The sequence below is a fragment of the Neobacillus sp. DFD-2R genome (assembly GCF_057747865.1).
The window spans coordinates 5,107,369-5,130,156 of record NZ_CM173228.1 but is presented as its reverse complement, the minus strand read 5'-3'; the positions used below and the strand labels follow the sequence as shown (position 1 = coordinate 5,130,156).

The following is a 22,788-nucleotide window of genomic DNA, read 5'->3' as shown; positions in this document are numbered from 1 at the left end:
ATGACAATAATGTGAAACTTTTCACAAAAATTGTTAAGATGTGACGTACTTCACAAATTTTTAAAACATGGGAGTTTACAATTTAGCTATATAAAAAACTACTTTATACATCAACATTAATTGATTAAAAATATAGGGAGTGAACCAAAATGAAAAAACTGGTTATGATCGGAAACGGAATGGCTGGTATAAGAACCATTGAAGAAATCCTAAAAGTTTCTCAAGATCAATTTGAAATTACTATTTTTGGTCAAGAGCCGTACCCAAACTATAATCGGATCAAGTTATCCAATATCCTTCAGGGGGACACAAGCTTTGAAAAAATCATTATCAACCCATTAGATTGGTACAGAGAAAACAACATTCAATTATTCACAGGTGAAGCAGCTGAACGGATTGATACGGAAGGGAAAATGATTTTTACTGAAAAAGGCCGTGCTGTTGAATACGATGAATTGATTATTGCAACGGGATCAAATTCTTTTATTCTACCAATTCCGGGTGCGGACAAAAAAGGTGTTACAGGGTTTCGTGATATCAAAGATTGTGAAATGATGATCAAGTCAGCAAGCGAATTTAAAAAGGCGGTTGTTATTGGCGGCGGACTGCTTGGACTAGAAGCGGCCAGAGGATTACTAAACCTTGGAATGGAAGTGGATGTTGTCCATTTGATGCCGGACTTGATGGAACGCCAGTTAGATTCAGTTGCATCCGCGATGCTGAAAAAAGAACTCGAAGCACAGGGTATGAACTTTTTAATGGAAAAACAGACCGTTGAAATCCTCGGAGATGAACGGGTAACAGGTCTTCGTTTTAAAGATGGCTCCGAAATTGAAGCCGACCTTGTGGTCATGGCAATTGGGATTAAATCCAATACCGAGATTGCAAAAAACAGCGGAATTTACGTAAATCGCGGAATTGTCGTCAATGACTATATGGAAACAAGTGCACCGAATGTATACGCAGTAGGTGAATGTGCAGAACATCGAGAAATTGTTTACGGCCTGGTTGCACCATTATATGAGCAGGGTAAAGTACTCGCCGGCAAAATATGCGGTATGGAAAGCGCTCCATATGAAGGGTCTATAACAGGGACACAATTAAAGGTTGCAGGCGTAGACCTCTTCTCTGCAGGAGAGATCTTTGAAGACGAAACGACAAAAGCAATTAAAGTTCACAACGAATTTGATGGTGTTTATAAAAAGATTTTAATCAGAAAAAATCTGATTGTCGGTGTTGTTTTATATGGTGATACAAAAGATAGCACCAAGTTATTCCGGATGCTGACAAAAAAAGAAGATGTCAGCGGAATGACAAGTATTTCTATTTTGCAATCTGAATGCGGCTCTGGAGGAAGTGACGATGTTGCCTCCATGGCGAATGATGAATTAATTTGCGGCTGTAATGGGGTTACCAAAGGTGCAATCGTTGATGCTATTCAAGCGCAAGGGTTAACTACTCTTGACCAGGTTAGCCATTGTACGAATGCCGGCCGTTCTTGCGGACGTTGTAAGCCGATGGTAAGTCAAATTCTTGCCCATACGCTTGGAGACAAGTTTGATGCAGCTGCAGCGGCAAAGACAAGCCTTTGCGGTTGTACGCACCTAAGCCGCGAAGAAGTGGTCGCTGAAATTAAAGCGAAGGGGTTAACAAGCATTAAAGAAATCATGAATGTGCTTGAATGGAATAATGAAGAAGGATGTACCAAATGCCGTCCTGCATTGAACTATTACCTTGGTATGATTTACATGGATGATTATAAGGATGAACGGGATTCCCGTCTTGTAAATGAAAAAATGCATGCCAATATCCAGAAGGACGGAACGTACTCTGTTGTTCCAAGAATGTATGGCGGGGTAACAACTGCAGCAGATTTGAAAAAGATTGCAGAAGTAGCTGAAAAATATGATGTGCCATTAGTAAAATTAACCGGCGGACAACGAATCGGTTTGTTCGGAGTGAAAAAAGAAGACCTTCCAAGCATGTGGGAAGAGCTTAATATGCCATCCGGATATGCATACGGAAAAACTCTTCGTACGGTTAAAACATGTGTCGGTGCGGAGTTTTGCCGATATGGTACACAGAATTCTATGGCACTTGGTATTGAACTGGAGAAAAAGTTTGAACGTCTCGATACACCGCATAAAGTTAAAATGGGCGTATCTGCATGTCCAAGAAACTGTTCTGAAGCAGGAATTAAGGATATTGGTTTTGTTGGTATTGACGGCGGTTGGGAAATTTATGTTGCCGGTAACGGCGGGGTTGATCTTCGCCCGGGAGAATTATTATGCACTGTGAAAACTCAGGATGAGGTTATGGAAATGACAGGTGCTTATCTCCAATACTACCGTGAAACAGCCAATTATCTTGAACGTACTTCTAAATGGATAGATCGTATCGGCTTGAACCATGTGCAAGAGGTTCTGGCAAATGAAGAAACACGTAAGGCATTAAATAGTCGTATGGACCGGACATTACAAAAATACATTGAGCCTTGGAATGAAGCAATTCAAAGTGAAGAAATCCAGGATAAATATTACGCAAAACACACAATTATGGTTGGGAGTGAAAATAAATGAATTCAACAATAACCCGTATTCCGGTAGCAAATTACTCTAATCTTAAAGTAAGAGCAGGCTATTCAATTAAAATCGATGACAAAGAAATCGCCTTATTTAAATTGACAAACGGTTACGTATATGCGATTGAAAACCGCAGTCCGCATCCAAAAGGCGGGGTGCTTACCGAAGGACTCGTAAGTGGAGAATACGTTTTTTGTCCTGTTTATGATTGGAAAATTTTATTAACAGATGGTAAGGTGCAGGCACCGGACTTAGGTCAAGTACGGACATTTCAGGTTGAGGTAGATAACGACATTGTTTTTATAGTAATCTAAGAGAACAAGTATCGGTTTAATGGAAGGAAGGCTGCAGGATGAAAACAGGAAAAGTATTTCTAGTAGGTGCAGGGCCCGGGGATATTGGTTTAATTACGGTAAAAGGGTTGGAAGCCGTTAAGCAGGCGGAAGTCATTTTATATGACCGTCTTGCAAATCCCAAGCTATTGGAATTTGCACCGGCTGATTGTGAATTGATTTACTGCGGCAAATTGCCTGACCGCCATACATTAAGACAGGAGAAGATTAATGATCTTTTAGTAGCGAAAGCGTTAGAAGATAAAATGGTTGTCCGTCTTAAAGGCGGAGACCCGGGTATTTTCGGTCGTGTTGGAGAAGAAGCAGCGGCCCTGGCCCGCTATCAGATTCCTTTTGAAATCGTTCCTGGTATTTCATCGGGGATTGCAGCCTCCCTTTATGCGGGAATTCCTGTTACTCACCGCGAGTATGCGGAATCGTTTGCGATCGTAACCGCACATGATAAATCAAAAGACGGTAAGCCATTACTTGACTGGGAAGGTCTAGCCCGTGGTGTTGATACGATTGCCTTTTATATGGGTGTCGCAAATTTACCTTTTATTTGTGAAAATCTCATCACGCATGGCAAGCCGGCTAGCACCCCCGTTATCTTAATTCGATGGGGTACATTTGGCCGTCAGAAAACATTGCAAGGGACGTTGGCAGATATTGCAGCTAAGGTTGTGGAAGCGAATTTTAGCAATCCTGCGATTATCCTCGTGGGCGAAGTCATTTCTCTTCGTGAAAAAATTAGCTGGTTTGAGAAAAAGCCATTGCATGGCCGGCAAATAGTGCTTGCTCGCACAGGTGATGGCCCTAGTCAACTGGCAAAAGAACTAATGGAGCAAGGTGCGGATGTGATTGAGTTTCCTAAATGGAAAAAGACAGCTGTGCCGGTTGATCTTGAAAAAGCGGCCGCCTATGAAAAAATTCTCTTTGCTTCTCCGGAAAGTGTGGGAGAATTTTTCTCAGTTTTAGTGGTGAATCGAGTTGATATTCGGAAAATAAGGGCCGACTTCTTTGGTGCCTCTATCAAAACGATTAGAGCGTTGAATGAGCGAGGATTTATTGCTAGTTTGTCTGCTGAGATGCCTGAGTCAGGCAAAATGCTTATTGTCGGTGATGACAGCATATTGAAAAATAAACCGGAAAATAAAGACACCTTGGTTACGTGCAATAAGGAAATGGATCCGCAGTTTTTTCCGATTTTTAAAAGAATGTTAGAAGAAGCAGAGGTAAATACGATGGTATTCCCAAGTAGTGCAGCTGTCGAACCTTTTATTGAAGGGTTAAGAGAATGTGACATCGATGCGCAGGAATTTTTAAAAGGTTTACAAGTGGTTTGCATGGGAAAACAAACGATGAATGCTGTTAAAACTGCTGGGCTGCAGCAAGCAGAGATGCCGGAAAAAGCTACAAAACAAGCAATGATTGATTATTTAGCCAGTCACGTCATTGTGGCTGAATGATAATGAAAGCGATCATTTATATTGCCCATGGAAGCCGTCGGACAGCTGCAAATGAGAAATTTATTACTTTTATAAAAAAGCTGAGAAATAAGCCCGGGAGTGCTATCCATGCTTATGGATTTCTGGAACACGCCGAACCCTCTATCTCTCAGGCAATTGAGAGTTGCATTGAAAAAGGTGCGAACGAAATAACTGTTGTCCCACTATTGCTCTTGCCGGGAATTCATGCGAATGAGGATATTCCGAGCGTATTTAAAGGCTATCCGAACATTGTGTTCCGATATGCGGAGCCGCTTGGTGCAGATGAAATAATGGTTGAGATCATAATGGATAGGCTTGAGGCGGCAGGATTTAAGAAAAAAGAGGATGATACTGTATTATTAGTTGGGCACGGTAGCCGAGAGCAGGAAGCGGCACTTGAATTTGAAACACTTGCACGGTGCCTGGCCGGGAAAATTAACGTGGAAGTCCACACTGCCTATTTAACTACCCCTGTTTTCTATCATGAAATGGTAGAGAAGCTAGTGGATAAAAGAATATATATTTTACCTTATTTATTGTTTTCCGGAGGATACACGGTCAAAATCGAGAAAGATTTAGAGACGTTCGATGGGATTATCAAGTTTTGCGACCCTGTTGGTTTTGATGAAAAATTAATTCCGCTTATCAAAAAGAAGGTCAGTGAGGTGAGAGAATGAAGGCAAATTATCCGATTATGCTGCGGCTTGACGGGAAAACAGTCGCCGTTGTCGGCGGCGGTAAAGTAGCGGAGCGAAAAGTGACCGGCCTGCTTCGAACGGGAGCGGGAGTATATGTAATTAGTCCTGAAGTAACCGATGAACTTAAGCAGCTTGCTTTAGAAGGGAAAATCGATTGGCGACAAAAGCCCTTTTCTGAAGGTGATATTAAAGATGCCTTTATGATTTTTGCGGCTACAAATGATGCGGAACTAAATCGTTTAGTGAAAAATTCAGCGGCGGAGCATCAGCTGGTTACCATTGCGGATGACCCTGATGGCTCGGATTTTCATGTACCGGCCCACATGCAAAGAGGCCGTTTATGTATTGCTGTATCTACAGGAGGCGCGAGTCCGACACTGGCAAGGAAAATCCGTCAGCAACTTGATGTACAATTTGATGACTCGTATGAAAGTTATCTCGAATTTCTTTTTAAGACGCGAAAATGGATACTGAATGAAGTGGATAATGCGTTTATTAGAAAAAAATTATTAAAAGCGATTGTGAGCCAGGAGTTTTTAAACAGTGAAAATCGGGAAGAAGATTTTCAACGATTATATGAAGAGTTAATGTGAAGCAGGTACCCGGTGATAAAGGGTACCTGTTTTTTTGTATAAAAAGTTATCGGAGTGGCAAGAAAGGAAGGTAAAAGAGGTGTCACATGAACGAGAAAGTTTTCAATAGCTACCAAATTTTAGATCATTTACGTCTGCCGCATGGTTTATATTTAGCTTCTTCCTCAAATGATTATCATTATGTCTGGTTACGCGACTCTTTCTATATGTCTTTGCCTTATTTACATCAGGATCAGGGGATATACGAGATGACCTATCATCGAATATTGGATTTATTCAAAGAATATGAATGGAAATTGGACATACATATTCAGCAAAGACCGAAGGAACAATGGGAATACATTCATGCAAGGTATTCCGCAGATGATGTAAAAGAAATGGATTCACCCTGGGGGCATGCCCAGCATGATGCAGTTGGAGCAATCCTTTGGGGAATTGGCGCGGGTGAGAAAAGTGGAAAAAGAATCATCCGTGATGCAAAAGACCATGAAATTGTGCAGAAGCTCGTTGGATATTTAGGCTGTGCAGAGTTTTGGGATGATCCTGATAATGGAATGTGGGAGGAGTGGCGAGAGGTGCATTCCAGCTCTGTTGGTGCTTGTGTAGCAGGGCTTCAGGCTGTTAGAGATCTCGTCTTTGTCCCGGGAGAATGGATTGCAAATGGATTTCAAACCCTATCCTCACTGTTTCCGCGTGAAAGTAAAGACCGCCCCTATGACCTGGCACAAATGAGTTTAATATACCCATACGGTGTTTTGAGCGGTGAAGATGCGAAAGTGGTAGTCAGGCAAACTGAAAGGTATTTGCTGAGAGAACGTGGTGTCATACGATATAAGGGAGATTCCTATTATTCAACATTGGAACATGAAGGAAGACACCGTCAGCTATCATTTTATTTTGATACGGAAGCAGAGTGGACATTTGGTCTTCCATGGCTGGCACTATGCCATTTAGAATTAGGAAACATCGAAAAAGCAGGCGATTATATAAAAAAAACTGAGAATGTAATGCTCAGTGATGGAAGTTTGCCTGAACTGTATTTTGCCAAATCAACAAACTATAATACGAATACACCTTTAGGGTGGGGAAGTGCAATGTACATTTTAGCAAAAGAGAGATATGAGAGAATGATGTAGCTAAAAAGGCTGCCAAGAGTACTTGGACAGCCTTTTTGCTGTGCGAAATTGCTTCGAAATTTAATTTATCTGCCTGTTTAAATGATTTACCTGCCGCTTTCGGTCATTTATCTGCCAGTTTTTGTAACTTACATGCCACATTTAATAAAATACCTGCCAGGCTGCATGATTTACCTGCCAAACTCCTAAATCCCCGTTATTCTAAGTGAAAAAGAAAGATTAAATACTACTTTAGGCTTATTTTTCCTATTTTTATAAAATTTTCTGAAAAGTAGTTCCTTTTTTGATTTTCGTGTTATATAATACAAAACGAGGATATAAACTGTAATATAACAAGAGGTGATTTAGTTCATGTCGACGCAAACGACGGGTATCGAAGTGGTCGGGGCTCTAAGAGCCCAATACGAAGAGATTTTGACACCCGAGGCATTAAATTTTATTGAAGATCTTGAGCGAAAGTTCGGAGAAAGAAGAATAGAACTGTTACAGTACAGACAAAAACGCCAAGTGGAAATCAACAATGGAAAGCTCCCGGATTTTCTTCCTGAGACAAGAAATATCCGGCATGGAGATTGGACGATTGCTCCACTGCCTCAAGACCTTCAGGATCGCAGGGTAGAAATTACAGGCCCTACAGAGCGGAAAATGGTCATTAACGCCTTGAATTCGGGTGCAAAAGTTTTTATGGCCGATTTTGAAGACGCCACTTCACCGACATGGGAAAACATCATTGAGGGACAAATCAACTTGCGAGATGCGGTAAATCGGACCATTTCTATTGAAAATCCAAACGGTAAGAACTATGTATTAAACGAAGAAACGGCAGTACTGTTTGTAAGACCACGCGGACTGCACCTTGAGGAAAAACATGTGTTATTGGATGGTAAAAGGATCTCGGGAAGCTTTTTCGATTTCGGGATGTACTTTTTTCATAATGTAAAAACCTTACTTGCAAGAGGAACAGGTCCTTATTTTTATCTGCCAAAGCTTGAAAGTCATCAAGAAGCAAGGCTTTGGAATGATGTATTTGTATTTGCGCAAGAAAAGCTTGGGATCGCTCAAGGAACGATTAAAGCGACTGTATTATTAGAAACCATCATGGGCGCATTTGAAATGAATGAGATTTTATATGAGTTGAAAGAACATTCTGCAGGATTGAATTGTGGAAGATGGGATTATATTTTCAGTTTCTTGAAAAAGCTGCGTAACCACAAGGATGTCATTCTTCCGGATCGTTCCCGGGTAACGATGACGGTTCCATTCATGCGTTCCTACTCGTTATTGACAATTCAAACCTGTCATCGCCGGAAGGCACCGGCCATTGGCGGGATGGCAGCGCAAATTCCAATTCGTAATAACCCGAAGGCAAACGAAGAAGCTTTTGAAAAGGTACGTGCCGATAAAGAGCGCGAAGCACGGGATGGACATGATGGGACATGGGTCGCCCATCCGGGTCTGGTACCGGTTGCCTTAGAAGTATTCAACCGCGAAATGCCGATAGCAAACCAAATTTATACAACCAAACAACAGAAAATAGATGTTAATGCTAAAGACTTACTTGAAGTACCCGGTGGAACCATAACGGAAGACGGTGTACGGGTCAATATCAATGTTGGTATTCAATATGTGGCTTCATGGCTGTCCGGAAGAGGGGCAGCACCCATCCATAACTTAATGGAGGATGCTGCAACGGCTGAAATTTCAAGGGCCCAGCTTTGGCAATGGATTCGCCATCCGAAGGGCGTTTTGCAGGATGGTCGGAAAGTAACCGTTGAATTGTATGAGCGATACAAGGTTGAGGAATTAGAAAAAATTAAGCAGGAAATCGGTGAGCAAGCGTACGAGGATGGACGGTTCACAGAAGCTGTCGAACTGTTTGATCAGCTCATATTAAATGATGAATTTACTGAGTTTTTAACCCTGCCCGGATATGAGATTCTATAAAAAATATTTTAATAGATTAATAGGAGGAATATAAAATGACAAATTCAAGAGTAAATCAATTGCAGGAAAGCTGGGAAATGGATAAGCGATGGAATGGTGTAACAAGACCATACACTGCGGAGGATGTAATCAAGCTCCGAGGATCGATTGATATCGAGCATACGTTAGCGAAAAAAGGGTCTGAAAAACTTTGGAAGCTATTAAATGAAGAAGACTATGTAAATGCTCTTGGTGCTCTCACAGGAAACCAAGCAGTTCAGCAAGTAAAAGCAGGTCTTAAAGCCATCTACTTAAGCGGCTGGCAAGTGGCTGCGGATGCAAACCTTTCCGGACATATGTATCCTGACCAAAGCCTGTATCCTGCAAACAGTGTACCAAACGTTGTGAAAAAAATTAACCAGGCCCTTCAGCGTGCCGACCAAATTCATCATGCTGAAGGAAACAATTCTATTGATTGGTTTGCTCCAATTGTGGCAGATGCGGAAGCTGGCTTTGGTGGGCAGCTAAACTGCTTCGAATTGATGAAGGGGATGATTGAAGCAGGAGCATCAGGTGTTCACTTCGAGGATCAGCTTTCTTCTGAGAAAAAATGCGGCCATTTGGGCGGTAAAGTATTGCTGCCAACACAAACTGCCGTGCGCAACTTGATAGCAGCCCGCCTGGCAACGGACGTTATGGGTGTTCCAACTGTACTGGTTGCCCGAACTGATGCAAACGCAGCAGATTTGATCACAAGTGATATCGATATGAATGATGCGCCGTTTATTACCGGTGAGAGGACTGCTGAAGGATTTTACCGAACAAAAGCAGGGATTGACCAAGCGATCGCCCGTGGATTGGCTTATGCACCATACGCAGACCTTGTTTGGTGTGAAACCTCCGAGCCGAATATTGAGGAAGCAAGACAATTTGCCGAAGCTATTCATGAAAAATTCCCAGGTAAACTATTGGCTTATAACTGTTCACCTTCCTTCAACTGGAAAAAGAAACTGGATCAAGAAACGATTGCGAAATTCCAACAAGAGCTTGGAAAAATGGGCTACAAGTTCCAATTCGTTACACTTGCCGGCTTCCACGCATTGAATCACAGCATGTTCACTCTTGCCCGCGGTTACAAGGAGCGCGGCATGGCAGCCTACTCCGAATTGCAGCAAGCGGAGTTTGACAGTGAGCAATATGGTTACACTGCAACACGCCACCAACGTGAAGTGGGGACAGGATACTTTGACCAAGTATCGATGATTATCTCGGGTGGAACCTCTTCAACAACGGCATTGAAAGGTTCAACGGAGGAAGAACAATTTACCGGCTCCTCTAAAAAATAATGCTAGAACGGCGGATCCTTCTCTCCTTTTGGAGGGAAGGATTTTTATAGGTAACATTTTTTAAGGTAAAGTCATACATAGTAATAGCCTTGTAATTGGAGTTGATGTGTTTGAAAAAGCCTACCGTTGACGAGATTTTACAACAAGGGATTTATGGAGTGCCGGAAACAAAACCGGAAGAACGGCGGAAATTTTTGGGGACTTTACGTGAACGAATCATTGTCGCCCTTATGAAGAGTCAGGTAAGAGAAACAGAAATATATCCTCAAGTCGAACTTTATATGAAGAAATTCCCGCAGTCCCATCTTTTTTTAAATGGAAACATGAATTACGGCGAATTATCAAAGTATGTTAAACTGGCAACAAAATATAAAATTGAACATACGATTGTGACCAAAAAAGAGCACAACACGGAAATCGGGTTAGTTTTAGCCATGGACCATGCGATTGATAAAGAAGAAATTTATATTAGTAAAAAAGAGCCAAAAAAAACTGAAATCAAAAAGAAAAAAGGTCTTTTTGCAAAATTATTTAAACGGAAAGGATAGGGCAGAACAACTAACCTATAAGTGGAATATGAGTTTTTATTTAACAGGAGCGATTCTTCATTAATGAAGATCGCTTTTTGTAAGCTAAGGTGTTTATTTCCATAAGCAAAAAGGGATTTCTCAGTAATTTAATGAATTAATATATATTAATTGAGCTGGTTCAATAAAAGAAAGGAATAACGATACCAATGTCTAAAGCTGTCAATATGCTCTCAATTTTATGGCTGCTCAAAACGGGGAAACGAATGACTGCCAAACAATTAGCAGAGGAATTAGAAATCAATATCCGTACGGTTTACCGTTATATTGATGCCTTATGTGCGAGTGGAGTTCCTATCATTTCGGATGCCGGCCATAACGGTGGATACAGTTTGCTTCATGAATTTTCGAAAGCACCGCTGTTTTTTGACCTAGACGAACAAAAAGCACTGATTCATGCGGCCGCATTTGCAAAAGAAGCAGGGTACCCTTTTAGCGAGGTTTTGGATGGTGCAGTCTCTAAACTGAAATTGTATACGAATAAGGAACAATTAGATCAAATCAATCGACATTTAATAGGCTTTGATGTAATTCATCCACCTGTAAATACTTCTTTAGAATCGATTCTCCAAGAAATTGAAATATCTGTAGCAGAAGGTTATACCCTGTTAATAGAGTACCAAAAAGGGAGTGAGCTCAAGCCGCAATCACGAAACATTGACCCTTATGGGCTGGTTTATTGGAAAGGGTGCTGGTATGTCGTCGCTTATTGTCATCTTCGTCTTGAAATTCGCAGTTTTCGAGTGGAGCGTATTATAGGCTTATCTAAAACGGTTCATGAATTTGAACGGCCGTCAGACTTTTCTGCGCGTTCTTTTTTTCTAAAGGGACTGTTGCCTGAAAAAAAACAAGATGGACAACATATTTCTGTCTATATTCAAGGACATGCGCACGCCCTCGATGATCTTTGCCGGCATTGGCTATTTGGACATACCCTTATCGAACGTTCAAAAAATCAAGCTCATTTTCAGTTGGATGAGCAATCTATTAATACCCTTGTTCCATATTTTCTACTTCCTTATGGTAAAGCGTTAAGCATCCTTGAACCAATTTTTTTAAAGGAGAGATTGGCGGCAGTCGCCTCGGAATTAGTTAATCATTATCAAAACTTCTAACTCCACTGACCGTATATGTCAGTGGAGTTTGTTTATGATGTATAGGTAAGTAAAGAAAAAAAGGAGGAAATAGTGCACATGACAGATTTAAAGTATGTATTTTATATTGCGGGTACACCTGAGGAAGTATGGAAGGCATTAATCTCACCTGAGGGAACGAAGCAAATATTTTATGGAAGCGTAATAAAGTCCACATTTCAAGTGGGTGACCCTTTGGAATATGTAGGGCCGGGGGCTGATGGGGATGAAACGGTTCATGTCTATGGAAATGTATTGGAGTACGAACCGAATCAAGTCCTGCGATTTACTCACTTTGCCGGGAAGTCGTATACACAAGGTGATAAGGAGGAATATGAGTCGAGAATCTCCTATCTGCTGGAGCCTGTTGGTGCCTGTACTAAGCTGACTCTGATTCATGATCAATGGCAGGAAGGTGATCCACACTATGAGGCAAGTGATGCTGCGTGGTGGATGATTTTGAGCAATACAAAATCATTAGTGGAAACAGGGAAAACACTTAAGCTAACTTAAATACCGGAAGAGGAGTAGTAGTAGGCTCTACTCCTTTTTCACTAGTTAACCTTCCGCTGCCACTTCAACCGTCGCCTGTAATTCAATCTCTACATTTCCTTGAACGGCGCGGCTGATCATACAGGAGGTTTCAGCTTTTTTGGCAAGCTTTTGCGCCAATTGGTAGTCTTTGTCAATGGCATTCGTTTTCAAGACAATATATGGCCGATGAATAATTTTTTTATAAGTAATAACTCCATTCGTTACATCAACAATTCCTTCAGACTCCATCGTTAACTGTTCCTTCTCTAAGTGGCTTCGCTCCATCATCGCGGCCAGTGTGATGATATAACAGGTAGCTGCAGCCCCCAGGAGCATTTCATCGGGATTCGTCCCGACACCAGGTCCATTCATTTCCGGCGGGATTGAAACTTTTGTTTTTAAATGACCGGTTTCAATTTCGCCTACGCCATTCCGTAATCCGGGCCAGTTTGCTTTTAATGAAAAAAGATGTTCAGCCATTCGCTCAGCCTCCTTGAATGCTTCTTTTTTTAGTGTAAGCCTGTTAGATGAGAAATACGACGAAAATGTATTTTTAGTGAATAAGGTATCCCTAATTTAAAATGGAAGGTGATTAGGTGTCAATTAAAGGTTTAAACCATTTTTTATTCTCCGTTTCAAATTTAGAGAACTCTATTGAATTTTACCAAAATGTATTTGGTGCAAAGCTGTTAGTTAAGGGTAGAAGTACGGCCTATTTTGATCTTAATGGGATGTGGCTTGCTTTAAATGAAGAAAAAGATATTCCTGGAAATGAAATTTGCTATTCGTACACACATATAGCTTTTTCAATAGATGAAGCTGAATTTTTAAATATGTACGGGAAACTTAAGGATTTGAACGTAACCATTCTTTCCGGTCGTCTAAGAGACGAAAAAGATAAAAAATCGATCTACTTTACAGACCCTGATGGTCATAAGTTCGAATTTCATACAGGTACATTGCAGGACAGATTAAACTATTATAAACAGGAAAAGGTGCATATGAAATTTTATGATTAAAGGAAGATGGGGGTTATATGGATGAGGAGTTAATATTAATTTCGAACAGCCTTTCTTTTCAGCACCAAAATTTTAGGAAAGAGCCTAAAAAAACAACCGATGAATCTTCAAAAGGATTCACCGGTTGTTTTTTTGGTACTAGTTACTGTAACCGTATCTGCAAGCAATTGAACATTTTTACTTACTTTAGTGCTATAGGTAAAATCACCGTAGCAGTAGGGGTAGCGAAAATTATTTTTATTATCTCCGCAAGTATAGATGTTAGGCTTTTTTTGCACTTGTAGGAGGGAGAATTTTTTTGCTAATTCCTCACTGTGTTTGCCACCATGCTGTGCGACATAGTCAATGTAGCCGATGCCCATATTATATGCCTGTATAATGGTGGGGAAATCGACCTTTTTCTGGTTCCCGTAAGTTAGTGCCCGCTGAAAATGCTTTACCCCCACTTGGATGCTCTGCTTGGGATCCTTAATGGTATTTCGCGCTAAACCTGCGGATTCGGAGGCCTGCATCGGATCCCCGCCTTTTCCGTGACTTTCCTGCTGCATTAGGGCAATAAGAACGGTCGTGTAATTTTCAAGATGATATTTTTCTAATTCATTATGAATTAATGGACTATACTTTTTAACATCCGCAAACGAATCGATTTTTACTGTTTTTGGGGATCTATGTTGAAAATAATTTTGAATCGCGACTAAAACGCAAAAAAGCATCAGCAGCACGAAAATGGTTTTGAACTTCTTCCGTCTTCGTTTCATTGGTTTACTCCTCTATTACACTTTCTCCTTCGACTATTATAAGGCATGATAGCATCCGTGTCTGCTAATAATACTTTTAGGACAATGATTCCTGCTTTTATTTACTTATTTTCAAAATAATCCAATTAACTAAAGGTTATTGCTGTTAATTATATTAGAAAAATATTATTGTTTATCAGATTATTTATTCTATTTTGGCAATTATTGGTTATTACAATGCTCAAAACAAAGAAATGCATTTAGAAAAAAATGATAATTGACAATTATAAAATATTAAAATACTATTATGATATAGAAAAAGGAGGTTAAACTATGTCTACTTTAAAAAAGGAGAAAACAACTGAAAGCGCTTCCCAAAGAGTCTTAAATAGACAGAAAATTGTGGAAAGCGTTCCGCAAAAGGGCTTTTTTGGTCATCCTAAAGGCTTATTTACGTTATTTTTCACGGAATTCTGGGAGAGATTTTCCTATTATGGTATGAAGGCAATCCTTGTATTTTATATGTATTATTCAGTTTCAAAAGGCGGATTAGGAATTGATCAGCAAACAGCTCTTGCGATTGCGTCTGTATATGGATCATTGGTATATATGTCAGGAATCATTGGCGGCTGGCTGTCTGATAGAATATTTGGAGCAACGAAGGGCGTGTTTTACGGCGGTATCTTGATTATGTTCGGTCATATTGCCTTAGCGATACCCGGTAGCATGATGATGTTCTTTGTTTCGATGGTACTGATTGTAATCGGTACTGGATTCCTGAAACCAAATATTTCTACGGTTTTAGGGGAAATGTATGAAATTAACGACGCTCGCCGCGATGCTGCTTTCAGCATTTTTTACATGGGCGTTAACCTTGGTGCATTTGTTGCACCGTTAGTTGTCGGTACAATCGGACTGAAATATAACTTCCACTTAGGCTTTGGTCTAGCTGCAATTGGTATGTTCCTGGCGTTAGTAGTTTATATTACGACAAAGAAAAAGAATCTTGGTCTTGCCGGTACTTTTGTAGCCAATCCGCTGCCAGCGGCAGAAAAGAAAAAGACTTTTACTAAAATTGGTCTTGGTGCACTTATTCTAGTTGTATTAATTGCTGTTGCTGTTTCTACTGGCACTTTAACCATTTCATCATTTATTAACCTAGTTGGTATCTTGGGTTGTGTTATTCCAATCCTTTATTTCTTATTTATGTATCGCAGCCCGAAAACGAGCAAAGAAGAACGTTCTCGTCTGATTGCATATATTCCGCTCTTTATCGCATCTGTTATGTTCTGGTCGATTGAAGAACAAGGTTCAACGATTTTAGCAAACTTCGCCGATAAACGGACACAATTAGACTTTGCCGGAATGCATATTTCACCGGCTTGGTTCCAGTCGTTAAATCCGTTGTTTATTATTGTTTTTGCCCCGATTCTCGGTTGGATTTGGGTAAAAATGGGCAAAAAACAGCCGACCTATACGCAGAAATTTTCATTTGGTTTATTGTTCGCAGGATTGTCATTCGTCGTGATTCTTTTACCGGCAATGATTGGCGGCCAGCATGCTCTTGTTAACCCATTATGGTTGGTACTAAGCTACTTCATTTGTGTTATTGGTGAATTGTGCTTGTCACCGGTTGGATTATCAGCGACAACGAAATTAGCACCTTCGGCCTTCTCAGCACAAATGATGAGTCTTTGGTTCTTATCAAATGCTGCTGCCCAGGCACTTAACGCGCAGCTTGTTAAATTTTACACACCTCAAAACGAAATGGCTTACTTTGGAACTATCGGGGTAGCATCAATCGTTTTATCAGTAATTTTATTTGCCCTTTCACCAAAAATGCAAACCTATATGAAAGGGATTAAATAAAACGTTTTAGAATAAAAAAGAAAAAACTACGGCGTAAATCGCACCGTAGTTTTTTCTTTCTTCCTTTTAATCAAACGTTTGTTTAAATAATTAATGAAAATTCAATCTAAAAATACGTTCTCTTGCCTATAATGGTTGAGGAATTATTGCGGTAAAGCGGAAAAGTCTGTTATTATCAATATTAAATGAGTAAAGACTAAAGGGATTGGAGGTCATGAAAATGTCACGAATTTCAAATGAACAGGTTAAACACGTTGCTAATTTGGCACGATTGGCGATAACGGAAGCAGAAGCAGACAAGTTTACCAAACAGCTTGATGCGATTATTACCTTTGCGGAACAGCTAAACGAATTGGATACAGAAAATGTGGAGCCTACCTATCATGTACTTGATATGAAAAATGTTATGCGGGAAGACATTCCCCAAAAAGGGCTTCCGCGTGAAGAAGTACTTAAAAATGCGCCGGAGCATCAGGACGGTCAAATTAAAGTTCCATCGATTTTAGGGGAGTAAGGAGGATTAAAAAGGTGAGTTTATTTGATTATAAAGTTTCAGACCTTCATGAGCTTTTACATAAAAAAGAACTAAAAGTATCCGACCTTGTAGATGAATCCTATAAGCGAATTAGCAAGGTTGAGGATAAGGTTCAGGCGTTTTTAACATTAGATGAAGACCACGCCCGTCAAACGGCAAAATCGCTAGATGAGAAGCTGGCAACTGACTCTCAAAAGGGATTGCTGTTTGGGATGCCGATTGGCGTGAAGGATAACATTGTCACAAAAGGGTTAAGAACAACCTGCGCAAGTAAAATTCTGGAGAATTTTAACCCGATTTATGATGCAACTGTTGTTCAAAAGCTACAGCTGGCAGAAACGGTAACGATTGGTAAGTTAAATATGGATGAGTTTGCAATGGGTTCATCTAATGAAAATTCAGGTTTCAAAATGACTCGTAATCCATGGGATCTTGAAAGAGTACCGGGGGGATCTTCAGGTGGTTCTGCGGCATCGGTCGCTGCGGGAGAAGTCCTGTTTTCCCTTGGTTCGGATACAGGCGGTTCCATCCGTCAGCCGGCCGCTTTTTGCGGTGTTGTAGGAATGAAGCCTACTTATGGACGTGTTTCCCGTTTCGGTCTGGTTGCTTTTGCATCATCACTTGATCAAATCGGACCTGTTACGAGAACAGTTGAAGATAATGCATACCTATTACAAGCTATTTCCGGACTTGATCCAATGGATTCCACATCGGCAAATGTCGACGTTCCCAATTTCGTGAGTGCCTTAACAGGTGATGTGAAAGGTTTAAAAATCGCAGTTCCGAAAGAGTACTTAGGTGAAGGTGTTAATGAGAAAGTTCGTCAATCCGTACTGGAAGCTTTGAAGGTGCTCGAGAGCCTTGGGGCTGTTTGGGAAGAAGTGTCTCTGCCGCACTCGAAGTATGCACTCGCAGCCTATTATTTGCTTTCATCATCAGAGGCATCAGCAAACCTTGCGCGCTTTGATGGCGTACGCTATGGGTACCGGACGCCGGACGCTGAAAGCTTAATCGATTTATATAAAAAGACAAGAGCAGAAGGGTTCGGTGACGAAGTAAAACGCCGGATCATGCTTGGAACCTTCGCATTAAGCTCTGGGTATTACGATGCTTATTATAAAAAAGCACAAAAGGTTCGGACTTTGATTAAAAAGGATTTTGAGGATGTTTTTGAAAAATATGATGTGATCGTTGGACCGACAACGCCAACTCCGGCCTTTAAAATTGGCGAAAATATTGAAGACCCGTTAACGATGTACGCCAATGATATTTTAACGATCCCTGTGAATCTTGCCGGTGTGCCGGGAATCTCTATTCCGTGTGGATTTGATGGCGGTTTACCATTGGGATTACAAATTATCGGGAAGCATTTTGATGAAGCAGCCGTTTATCGGGTAGCACATGCATTTGAACAAGCAACAGACTTTCATAAACAGAAGCCGGGATTGTAGGGGGTGTAGACGTTGGAATTTGAAACAGTGATTGGACTTGAGGTCCATGTAGAGTTAAAAACAGAATCAAAAATCTTTTCTGCTAGCCCAAACCATTTTGGAGCCGAACCGAATACAAATACATCTGTCATCGATCTGGGTTACCCGGGGGTGCTGCCGGTCATTAATAAGAAGGCTGTAGAATTCGGGATGAAAGCGGCGATGGCTTTAAATTGTGAAGTTGCAACTCACACTAAGTTTGACCGGAAGAACTATTTTTACCCGGATAATCCGAAGGCCTATCAAATATCGCAATTTGATAAGCCGATTGGGGAGCATGGCTGGATTGAAATTGAGGTAAACGGCTATACAAAGCGGATTGGAATTACAAGAATTCATCTTGAAGAGGATGCCGGAAAGCTGAACCACGAGAAAGGGTATTCTTTATGTGATTACAATCGCCAGGGAACGCCGCTTGTAGAGATCGTTTCCGAACCGGATATTCGTACACCGGATGAAGCCTATGCGTATCTTGAAAAATTAAAATCAATTATACAATATACAGGCGTATCCGATTGCAAAATGGAAGAAGGCTCACTCCGTTGTGATGCCAATATTTCCATTCGTCCTGTTGGACAAGAGGAGTTTGGAACGAAAACCGAGTTGAAGAATTTAAACTCATTCAATTTTGTCCGTAAAGGACTGGAATATGAAGAAAAGCGTCAAAGGGAAGTTGTGTCCTCCGGTGGGAAAATCGACCAGGAAACACGCCGATTTGATGAGGCTACAGGGGCAACCCTGCTTATGCGTATAAAAGAAGGTTCCGATGATTATCGTTACTTCCCGGAACCGGACTTACTCGATTTATACATCGACGAGGATTGGAAAGCCATGATTCGTGCCGAAATCCCTGAACTGCCGGATCAGCGTCAAAAGCGTTATGTGGAAGAGCTTGGGTTACCTGTTTATGATGCAAAGGTACTTACAGTTACAAAAGAAATGGCTGATTTCTTTGAAGAGACAGTTTATGCCGGCGCAGATGCCAAATTGGCTTCTAACTGGATTATGGGCGATGTTTCCGGATATTTGAATGCGGAATCAATGGAACTCGATCAGATTGCTCTAACCCCGGCCGGTTTAGCCGGCATGATTAAACTTATTGAAAACGGAACGATTTCATCAAAGATCGCGAAGACAGTTTTTAAAGAGTTGATCGAAAATGGCGGCGATGCTGAGCAAATTGTGAAGGAAAAGGGGCTTGTGCAAATCTCCGATGAAGGAACACTTCTGAAAATTATTTCAGAGGTTCTTGATGCCAATCCGCAATCAATTGAAGATTTCAAGAATGGTAAAAATAAAGCTGTCGGCTTCTTGGTTGGACAGCTTATGAAGGCCACAAAGGGGCAAGCAAATCCACAATTGGTCAATCAATTGTTGCAACAAGAATTAAGTAAACGGTAAGACATGGCTGGCAGAATTTTTTCTGTCAGCTAATTTTTTGTCGAAAATACAAACGACATTCTTTTTGCAATTTCCCGGGAAAAAAGCTTGTTCGTATAGGGGTTTGTGTTAGGTTTAATCAAACGTTTGATTAGAATCGAAAGAGTGGAAATACTGTCGAAAGAGCTGATAGTTAGAGATAATTATTCATTTTTCGTTTAGAGTTGCAGTTTAATTAATTAAATGGGTTTAATTATCGACGCTTTTTTTTTATTTTTTAGGTAAAAAGTCTTTATGTATAAGGGTTAAAGGGATATTTAATCAAACGTTTGATTAGTTTTTTAAAAGAAAATAATCGACATTGTTTTTTTATGTTTGGAAAGAGAAATCCTTTATTTTTACTGTTAAAGCCAAATATAATCAAACGTTTGATTAGTAGAACCTTAGGTTGAAATTTGCCGAAGAACGTACACTTTTAATAAAGAAATCTCCATAAATAAAAAGTGGCATAGGATTCCCAGCCAGCCCAGTTTGCAGCCAGTTGTATAATTTCTTCTTTCACCGGTTTATTTTCTGTTCCCATCAGATGTTTTATCGCATTGTGAAGACCAACATCATCAACCGGAAATGCGGAAAGATATCTTAGACAACGCATTAAAACATAATTGGCTGTCCACGGACCAATTCCGCGGATTTTGACCAGCATTTTTTCTGCATTTTTTACATTTCCGGCATCCAGCAATAGCTTTTTTGTTAGTTTTCCCTCAACCATTAGTTTGGCTACATCAATAAGATACTCACACTTTTTAACAGTCATACGTAATCCAACCAGGTCTTCCGGTGTTAATGCTGCAATATCAGATGGTGATGGGAATAGCCAATAGTCGTCTCCATCATACTCGATATGTTTCCCGAATTTTTCCACAAGACGGCGTTTCAATGTATAGGCAAAAGTCAGATTAATTTGCTGGCCAATAATCCCCCAGCATAGCGCTTCAAAAAGGTCAGGAATCCCCATTAAGCGTAACCCATAGAACGAATCGACAGCATTATTTAAAAGTACATCGGTTTTCGCCATTTCATAAAACGGAAGGAGATCTCTATCTAAATCAAACCAATCTCTTACATAGCGAACTACAGCAGCATGTATCCGTTCACATGATGGAGTTGTCTTCTCAATAAAACGGATAGTCATAACGTTTTCATGATCAGCACTTATTTCAATAAGGATTGTTTCTTCTTCTATCGGTAACGCTTTGTATAGCCGCCGATCTTTAATATGAAATAAGCATTCATTCGGAGCTCTAGACAAGTATTTCAAGTTTTCATCAAAGCTGAATTCTTTAGGAACAACTATTTTTAGTTCAGTATTGTTTTCTTTTTGCATCATAATCCTCCGTATAACCCTATTTTATAGTTTCATTTATATCACATTCAGTACGATTATAATTTCACTATCTTGCTCTTACATTAGTGAAACGTTAAATCCTGCCTTTACCGGGGGTATAATAGTGGCAGAGGTGATAGAAATGGAGAATATGGATGCAAATCAAGCCGATGTAGAAAGCGGCATGACAGATGAAAGATGGCAAGCAATCATTCACAATGATGAAAATTACAACAATAAGTTTTTTTATGCAGTCAAGACTACGGGAATATTTTGCAGGCCATCTTGTAAATCAAGAGCTCCTAAAAAAGAAAATGTTCTCATTTTTCAAAATGCACATCAAGCTTTGTCAGCAAATTTTCGCCCATGTAAACGCTGCAAACCAACTGGTGAGAGGCTTCCGGATTATGATTGGGTAGCTCAGATTGCCAAGTATATTGATAATAATTATAATGAAAGGCTGACACTGGAAACCCTTTCTGACAGCTGCCATGGCAGCCCTTACCATTTGCACCGCACTTTTAAAAGAATTAAAGGGATAACGCCCATTGAATATATTCAGCAAACGAGAATTAACAAGGCTATCGGGTACTTGATCGATTCTCATCATGCGATTCTTGATATTGCTTCTTCTGTGGGAATGCCCAATACTGCCTATTTTATTACCTTGTTCAAAAAGAAAACGGGGTATACACCTACAGAATTTCGTCAATTAAATAACGGTAACAAAACCTCGGAGGTGAAAAACAGTGGGATCCAAGACTAAACCAACGATATATTGGACCTTGTTGGTACATGACGGATGGAACCTTTATCTCGCTGTAACATTAAAAGGACTTTGTTTCGTAGGAAATCAGCCTTTTGAGGAATTATCAAATTGGGTTAACAAACATTTTCCCGGCAGCCCTCTTGTTCGTGATGATGAAAAAATACAGCCGTATGTGGCAGAGCTTATCGAGTTTTTACTCGGAAAAAGAAAGTGCTTTACTAAACCGATTGATTATAATGGTACGCCGTTTCAACTTGCAGTATGGAACGCACTCTGTAAAATACCATATGGACAGACCAAGTCCTATTCGGATATTGCGAAACATATTCAAAAACCGGCGGCGGTACGTGCGGTTGGGGCAGCGATTGGTGCCAATCCTGTCTTGATTACCGTTCCATGCCACAGGGTAATTGGAAAAAGCGGTAAACTTACCGGCTATCGAGGCGGTTTGGAAATGAAAAACCAACTACTAAAGTTGGAGCGGGAAGGTTTGCCGGTTGAAGGTGGCGCGTTGCATGTCTGAGAGTATGAAAGAACGTATTGTTTCCTTAGATTGGTCTAAATTGCAACAGACATTGGATGAGCAGGGATACGCTAAGATTCCGGTATTATTGGACAAAGACCAATGCTGTGAAATCATGAATACGTACGAGCAAGCAAGCTATTTCCGCAGTACGATTAATATGGCCCGTTATCGGTTTGGTGAAGGTGAGTATAAATATTACCAAGCCCCTCTGCCGGATTTGCTGCAACAACTTCGTGAAGGCTTTTATCCGGAATTGGCTAAAACGGCAAACCGCTGGCAGGAACAGCTGGGGCGAGAAGCCGCCTATCCTGCTACATTTCCGGAATTTCTTGAACAGTGTCACCAACAGAACCAGCTCCGCTCAACACCCCTAATCTTAAAATATGAAGTGGGTGGCTACAACTGTCTGCATCAGGATTTGTATGGCGATGTATTTTTTCCATTTCAGGTGGTTTTCGCCTTAAATCAAAAAGAGACGGATTATACAGGCGGAGAGTTTTTATTGGTGGAGCAGCGGCCGAGGGCGCAAAGCAAGGGGCATGTGATTACGTTGGAACAAGGTGCAGGACTTATTTTTCCAACGAATAATAGACCAGTAATGGGAACACGCGGATATTATCGAACAACACTTAGACATGGAGTCAGCAAGGTTACGTCAGGAACGAGATATACATTGGGGATCATATTTCATGATGCAAAGTAATTTGAAAGCGGGGATTCAG

Annotated in this window: 22 protein-coding genes; 19 read left to right on the top strand and 3 right to left on the bottom strand. The window is 40.6% G+C overall.

Annotation, left to right across the window (positions count from 1 at the left end; all coding sequences use genetic code 11):
- The first annotated feature begins 149 nt into the window (after positions 1–149).
- The 11 genes from nirB to AC3ANV_RS25675 all read left to right on the top strand — a co-directional run bounded on the left by nirB (position 150) and on the right by AC3ANV_RS25675 (position 12,333).
- Entirely contained in the window at positions 150–2,579 is a 2,430-nt protein-coding gene (nirB, locus tag AC3ANV_RS25725) for a nitrite reductase large subunit NirB (protein ID WP_488311413.1), read from the top strand.
- Positions 2,576–2,896, top strand: coding sequence for a nitrite reductase small subunit NirD (nirD, locus tag AC3ANV_RS25720; RefSeq protein WP_488311412.1), 321 nt, complete (start codon positions 2,576–2,578; stop codon positions 2,894–2,896). The genes nirB and nirD overlap by 4 nt, the downstream gene beginning before the upstream one ends.
- Positions 2,897–2,934: 38 nt before the next feature.
- Positions 2,935–4,383 carry a uroporphyrinogen-III C-methyltransferase gene (cobA, locus tag AC3ANV_RS25715; RefSeq protein WP_488311411.1) on the top strand — a complete coding sequence of 483 codons (1,449 nt, stop codon included), beginning with the start codon at positions 2,935–2,937 and terminating at the stop codon, positions 4,381–4,383.
- 2 nt (positions 4,384–4,385) lie between these two features.
- The gene (locus AC3ANV_RS25710; protein WP_488311410.1) at positions 4,386–5,081 is read left to right on the top strand and encodes a sirohydrochlorin chelatase; all 696 of its coding nucleotides are present in this window, start codon (positions 4,386–4,388) and stop codon (positions 5,079–5,081) included.
- Positions 5,078–5,695: an NAD(P)-binding protein gene (locus AC3ANV_RS25705; RefSeq protein WP_488311409.1), complete on the top strand. Its 618-nt coding sequence runs from the start codon at positions 5,078–5,080 to the stop codon at positions 5,693–5,695. The genes AC3ANV_RS25710 and AC3ANV_RS25705 overlap by 4 nt, the downstream gene beginning before the upstream one ends.
- Positions 5,696–5,781: 86 nt before the next feature.
- Positions 5,782–6,831 carry a glycoside hydrolase family 15 protein gene (locus AC3ANV_RS25700; RefSeq protein ID WP_488311408.1) on the top strand — a complete coding sequence of 350 codons (1,050 nt, stop codon included), beginning with the start codon at positions 5,782–5,784 and terminating at the stop codon, positions 6,829–6,831.
- Between the two features lie 351 nt (positions 6,832–7,182).
- Positions 7,183–8,775, top strand: coding sequence for a malate synthase A (gene aceB / locus AC3ANV_RS25695; RefSeq protein ID WP_488311407.1), 1,593 nt, complete (start codon positions 7,183–7,185; stop codon positions 8,773–8,775).
- 35 nt (positions 8,776–8,810) lie between these two features.
- Positions 8,811–10,100 carry an isocitrate lyase gene (aceA, locus tag AC3ANV_RS25690; protein ID WP_488311406.1) on the top strand — a complete coding sequence of 430 codons (1,290 nt, stop codon included), beginning with the start codon at positions 8,811–8,813 and terminating at the stop codon, positions 10,098–10,100.
- Positions 10,101–10,210: 110 nt separating this feature from the next.
- The gene (locus tag AC3ANV_RS25685; RefSeq protein WP_488311405.1) at positions 10,211–10,648 is read left to right on the top strand and encodes a YueI family protein; all 438 of its coding nucleotides are present in this window, start codon (positions 10,211–10,213) and stop codon (positions 10,646–10,648) included.
- A gap of 188 nt (positions 10,649–10,836) precedes the next feature.
- The gene (locus tag AC3ANV_RS25680) at positions 10,837–11,802 is read left to right on the top strand and encodes a helix-turn-helix transcriptional regulator (protein ID WP_488311404.1); all 966 of its coding nucleotides are present in this window, start codon (positions 10,837–10,839) and stop codon (positions 11,800–11,802) included.
- Positions 11,803–11,880: 78 nt separating this feature from the next.
- Positions 11,881–12,333 (top strand): SRPBCC family protein, encoded by a 453-nt coding sequence (locus tag AC3ANV_RS25675; protein WP_488311403.1) that lies wholly within the window; start codon positions 11,881–11,883, stop codon positions 12,331–12,333.
- A gap of 45 nt (positions 12,334–12,378) precedes the next feature.
- Here the strand turns inward: AC3ANV_RS25675 and AC3ANV_RS25670 are convergent, their stop codons facing one another.
- Entirely contained in the window at positions 12,379–12,834 is a 456-nt protein-coding gene (locus AC3ANV_RS25670) for an OsmC family protein (RefSeq protein WP_488311402.1), read from the bottom strand.
- A 116-nt stretch (positions 12,835–12,950) separates the two neighbouring features.
- Between AC3ANV_RS25670 and fosM the strand changes: the two genes are divergently transcribed.
- The gene (gene fosM / locus AC3ANV_RS25665; RefSeq protein ID WP_488311401.1) at positions 12,951–13,373 is read left to right on the top strand and encodes a FosM family fosfomycin resistance protein; all 423 of its coding nucleotides are present in this window, start codon (positions 12,951–12,953) and stop codon (positions 13,371–13,373) included.
- Between the two features lie 107 nt (positions 13,374–13,480).
- Here fosM and AC3ANV_RS25660 read toward each other — a convergent pair whose 3' ends face one another.
- The gene (locus tag AC3ANV_RS25660; protein WP_488311400.1) at positions 13,481–14,131 is read right to left on the bottom strand and encodes a lysozyme family protein; all 651 of its coding nucleotides are present in this window, start codon (positions 14,129–14,131) and stop codon (positions 13,481–13,483) included.
- A 312-nt stretch (positions 14,132–14,443) separates the two neighbouring features.
- Here AC3ANV_RS25660 and AC3ANV_RS25655 point away from each other — a divergent pair, with 312 nt between their 5' ends.
- The 4 genes from AC3ANV_RS25655 to gatB all read left to right on the top strand — a co-directional run bounded on the left by AC3ANV_RS25655 (position 14,444) and on the right by gatB (position 19,405).
- The gene (locus AC3ANV_RS25655) at positions 14,444–15,979 is read left to right on the top strand and encodes a peptide MFS transporter (RefSeq protein ID WP_488311399.1); all 1,536 of its coding nucleotides are present in this window, start codon (positions 14,444–14,446) and stop codon (positions 15,977–15,979) included.
- Between the two features lie 220 nt (positions 15,980–16,199).
- A complete protein-coding gene (gene gatC / locus AC3ANV_RS25650; RefSeq protein WP_488311398.1) occupies positions 16,200–16,493 on the top strand; it encodes an Asp-tRNA(Asn)/Glu-tRNA(Gln) amidotransferase subunit GatC in 294 nt (97 codons plus the stop codon).
- 14 nt (positions 16,494–16,507) lie between these two features.
- Complete coding sequence (gene gatA / locus AC3ANV_RS25645) at positions 16,508–17,965, top strand: Asp-tRNA(Asn)/Glu-tRNA(Gln) amidotransferase subunit GatA (RefSeq protein ID WP_488311397.1); 1,458 nt, start codon at positions 16,508–16,510, stop codon at positions 17,963–17,965.
- Positions 17,966–17,977: 12 nt separating this feature from the next.
- Positions 17,978–19,405, top strand: coding sequence for an Asp-tRNA(Asn)/Glu-tRNA(Gln) amidotransferase subunit GatB (gene gatB, locus AC3ANV_RS25640; RefSeq protein WP_488311396.1), 1,428 nt, complete (start codon positions 17,978–17,980; stop codon positions 19,403–19,405).
- Positions 19,406–19,859: 454 nt separating this feature from the next.
- On the opposite strand, the gene AC3ANV_RS25635 is transcribed toward gatB, so the two are convergent.
- Positions 19,860–20,774: a DNA-3-methyladenine glycosylase family protein gene (locus AC3ANV_RS25635; protein WP_488311395.1), complete on the bottom strand. Its 915-nt coding sequence runs from the start codon at positions 20,772–20,774 to the stop codon at positions 19,860–19,862.
- A 139-nt stretch (positions 20,775–20,913) separates the two neighbouring features.
- Between AC3ANV_RS25635 and AC3ANV_RS25630 the strand changes: the two genes are divergently transcribed.
- Genes AC3ANV_RS25630 through AC3ANV_RS25620 form a run of 3 tightly spaced genes read left to right on the top strand, consistent with a single transcriptional unit; the run spans position 20,914 to position 22,769 of the window.
- Positions 20,914–21,537, top strand: a complete 624-nt coding sequence (locus AC3ANV_RS25630; RefSeq protein WP_488314339.1) for a bifunctional transcriptional activator/DNA repair enzyme AdaA — start codon at positions 20,914–20,916, stop codon at positions 21,535–21,537.
- Positions 21,521–22,063, top strand: coding sequence for a methylated-DNA--[protein]-cysteine S-methyltransferase (locus tag AC3ANV_RS25625; protein ID WP_488311394.1), 543 nt, complete (start codon positions 21,521–21,523; stop codon positions 22,061–22,063). Before AC3ANV_RS25630 ends, AC3ANV_RS25625 begins: the two co-directional genes overlap by 17 nt.
- Entirely contained in the window at positions 22,056–22,769 is a 714-nt protein-coding gene (locus AC3ANV_RS25620) for a 2OG-Fe(II) oxygenase (protein ID WP_488311393.1), read from the top strand. The genes AC3ANV_RS25625 and AC3ANV_RS25620 overlap by 8 nt, the downstream gene beginning before the upstream one ends.
- Positions 22,770–22,788 lie beyond the last annotated feature (19 nt).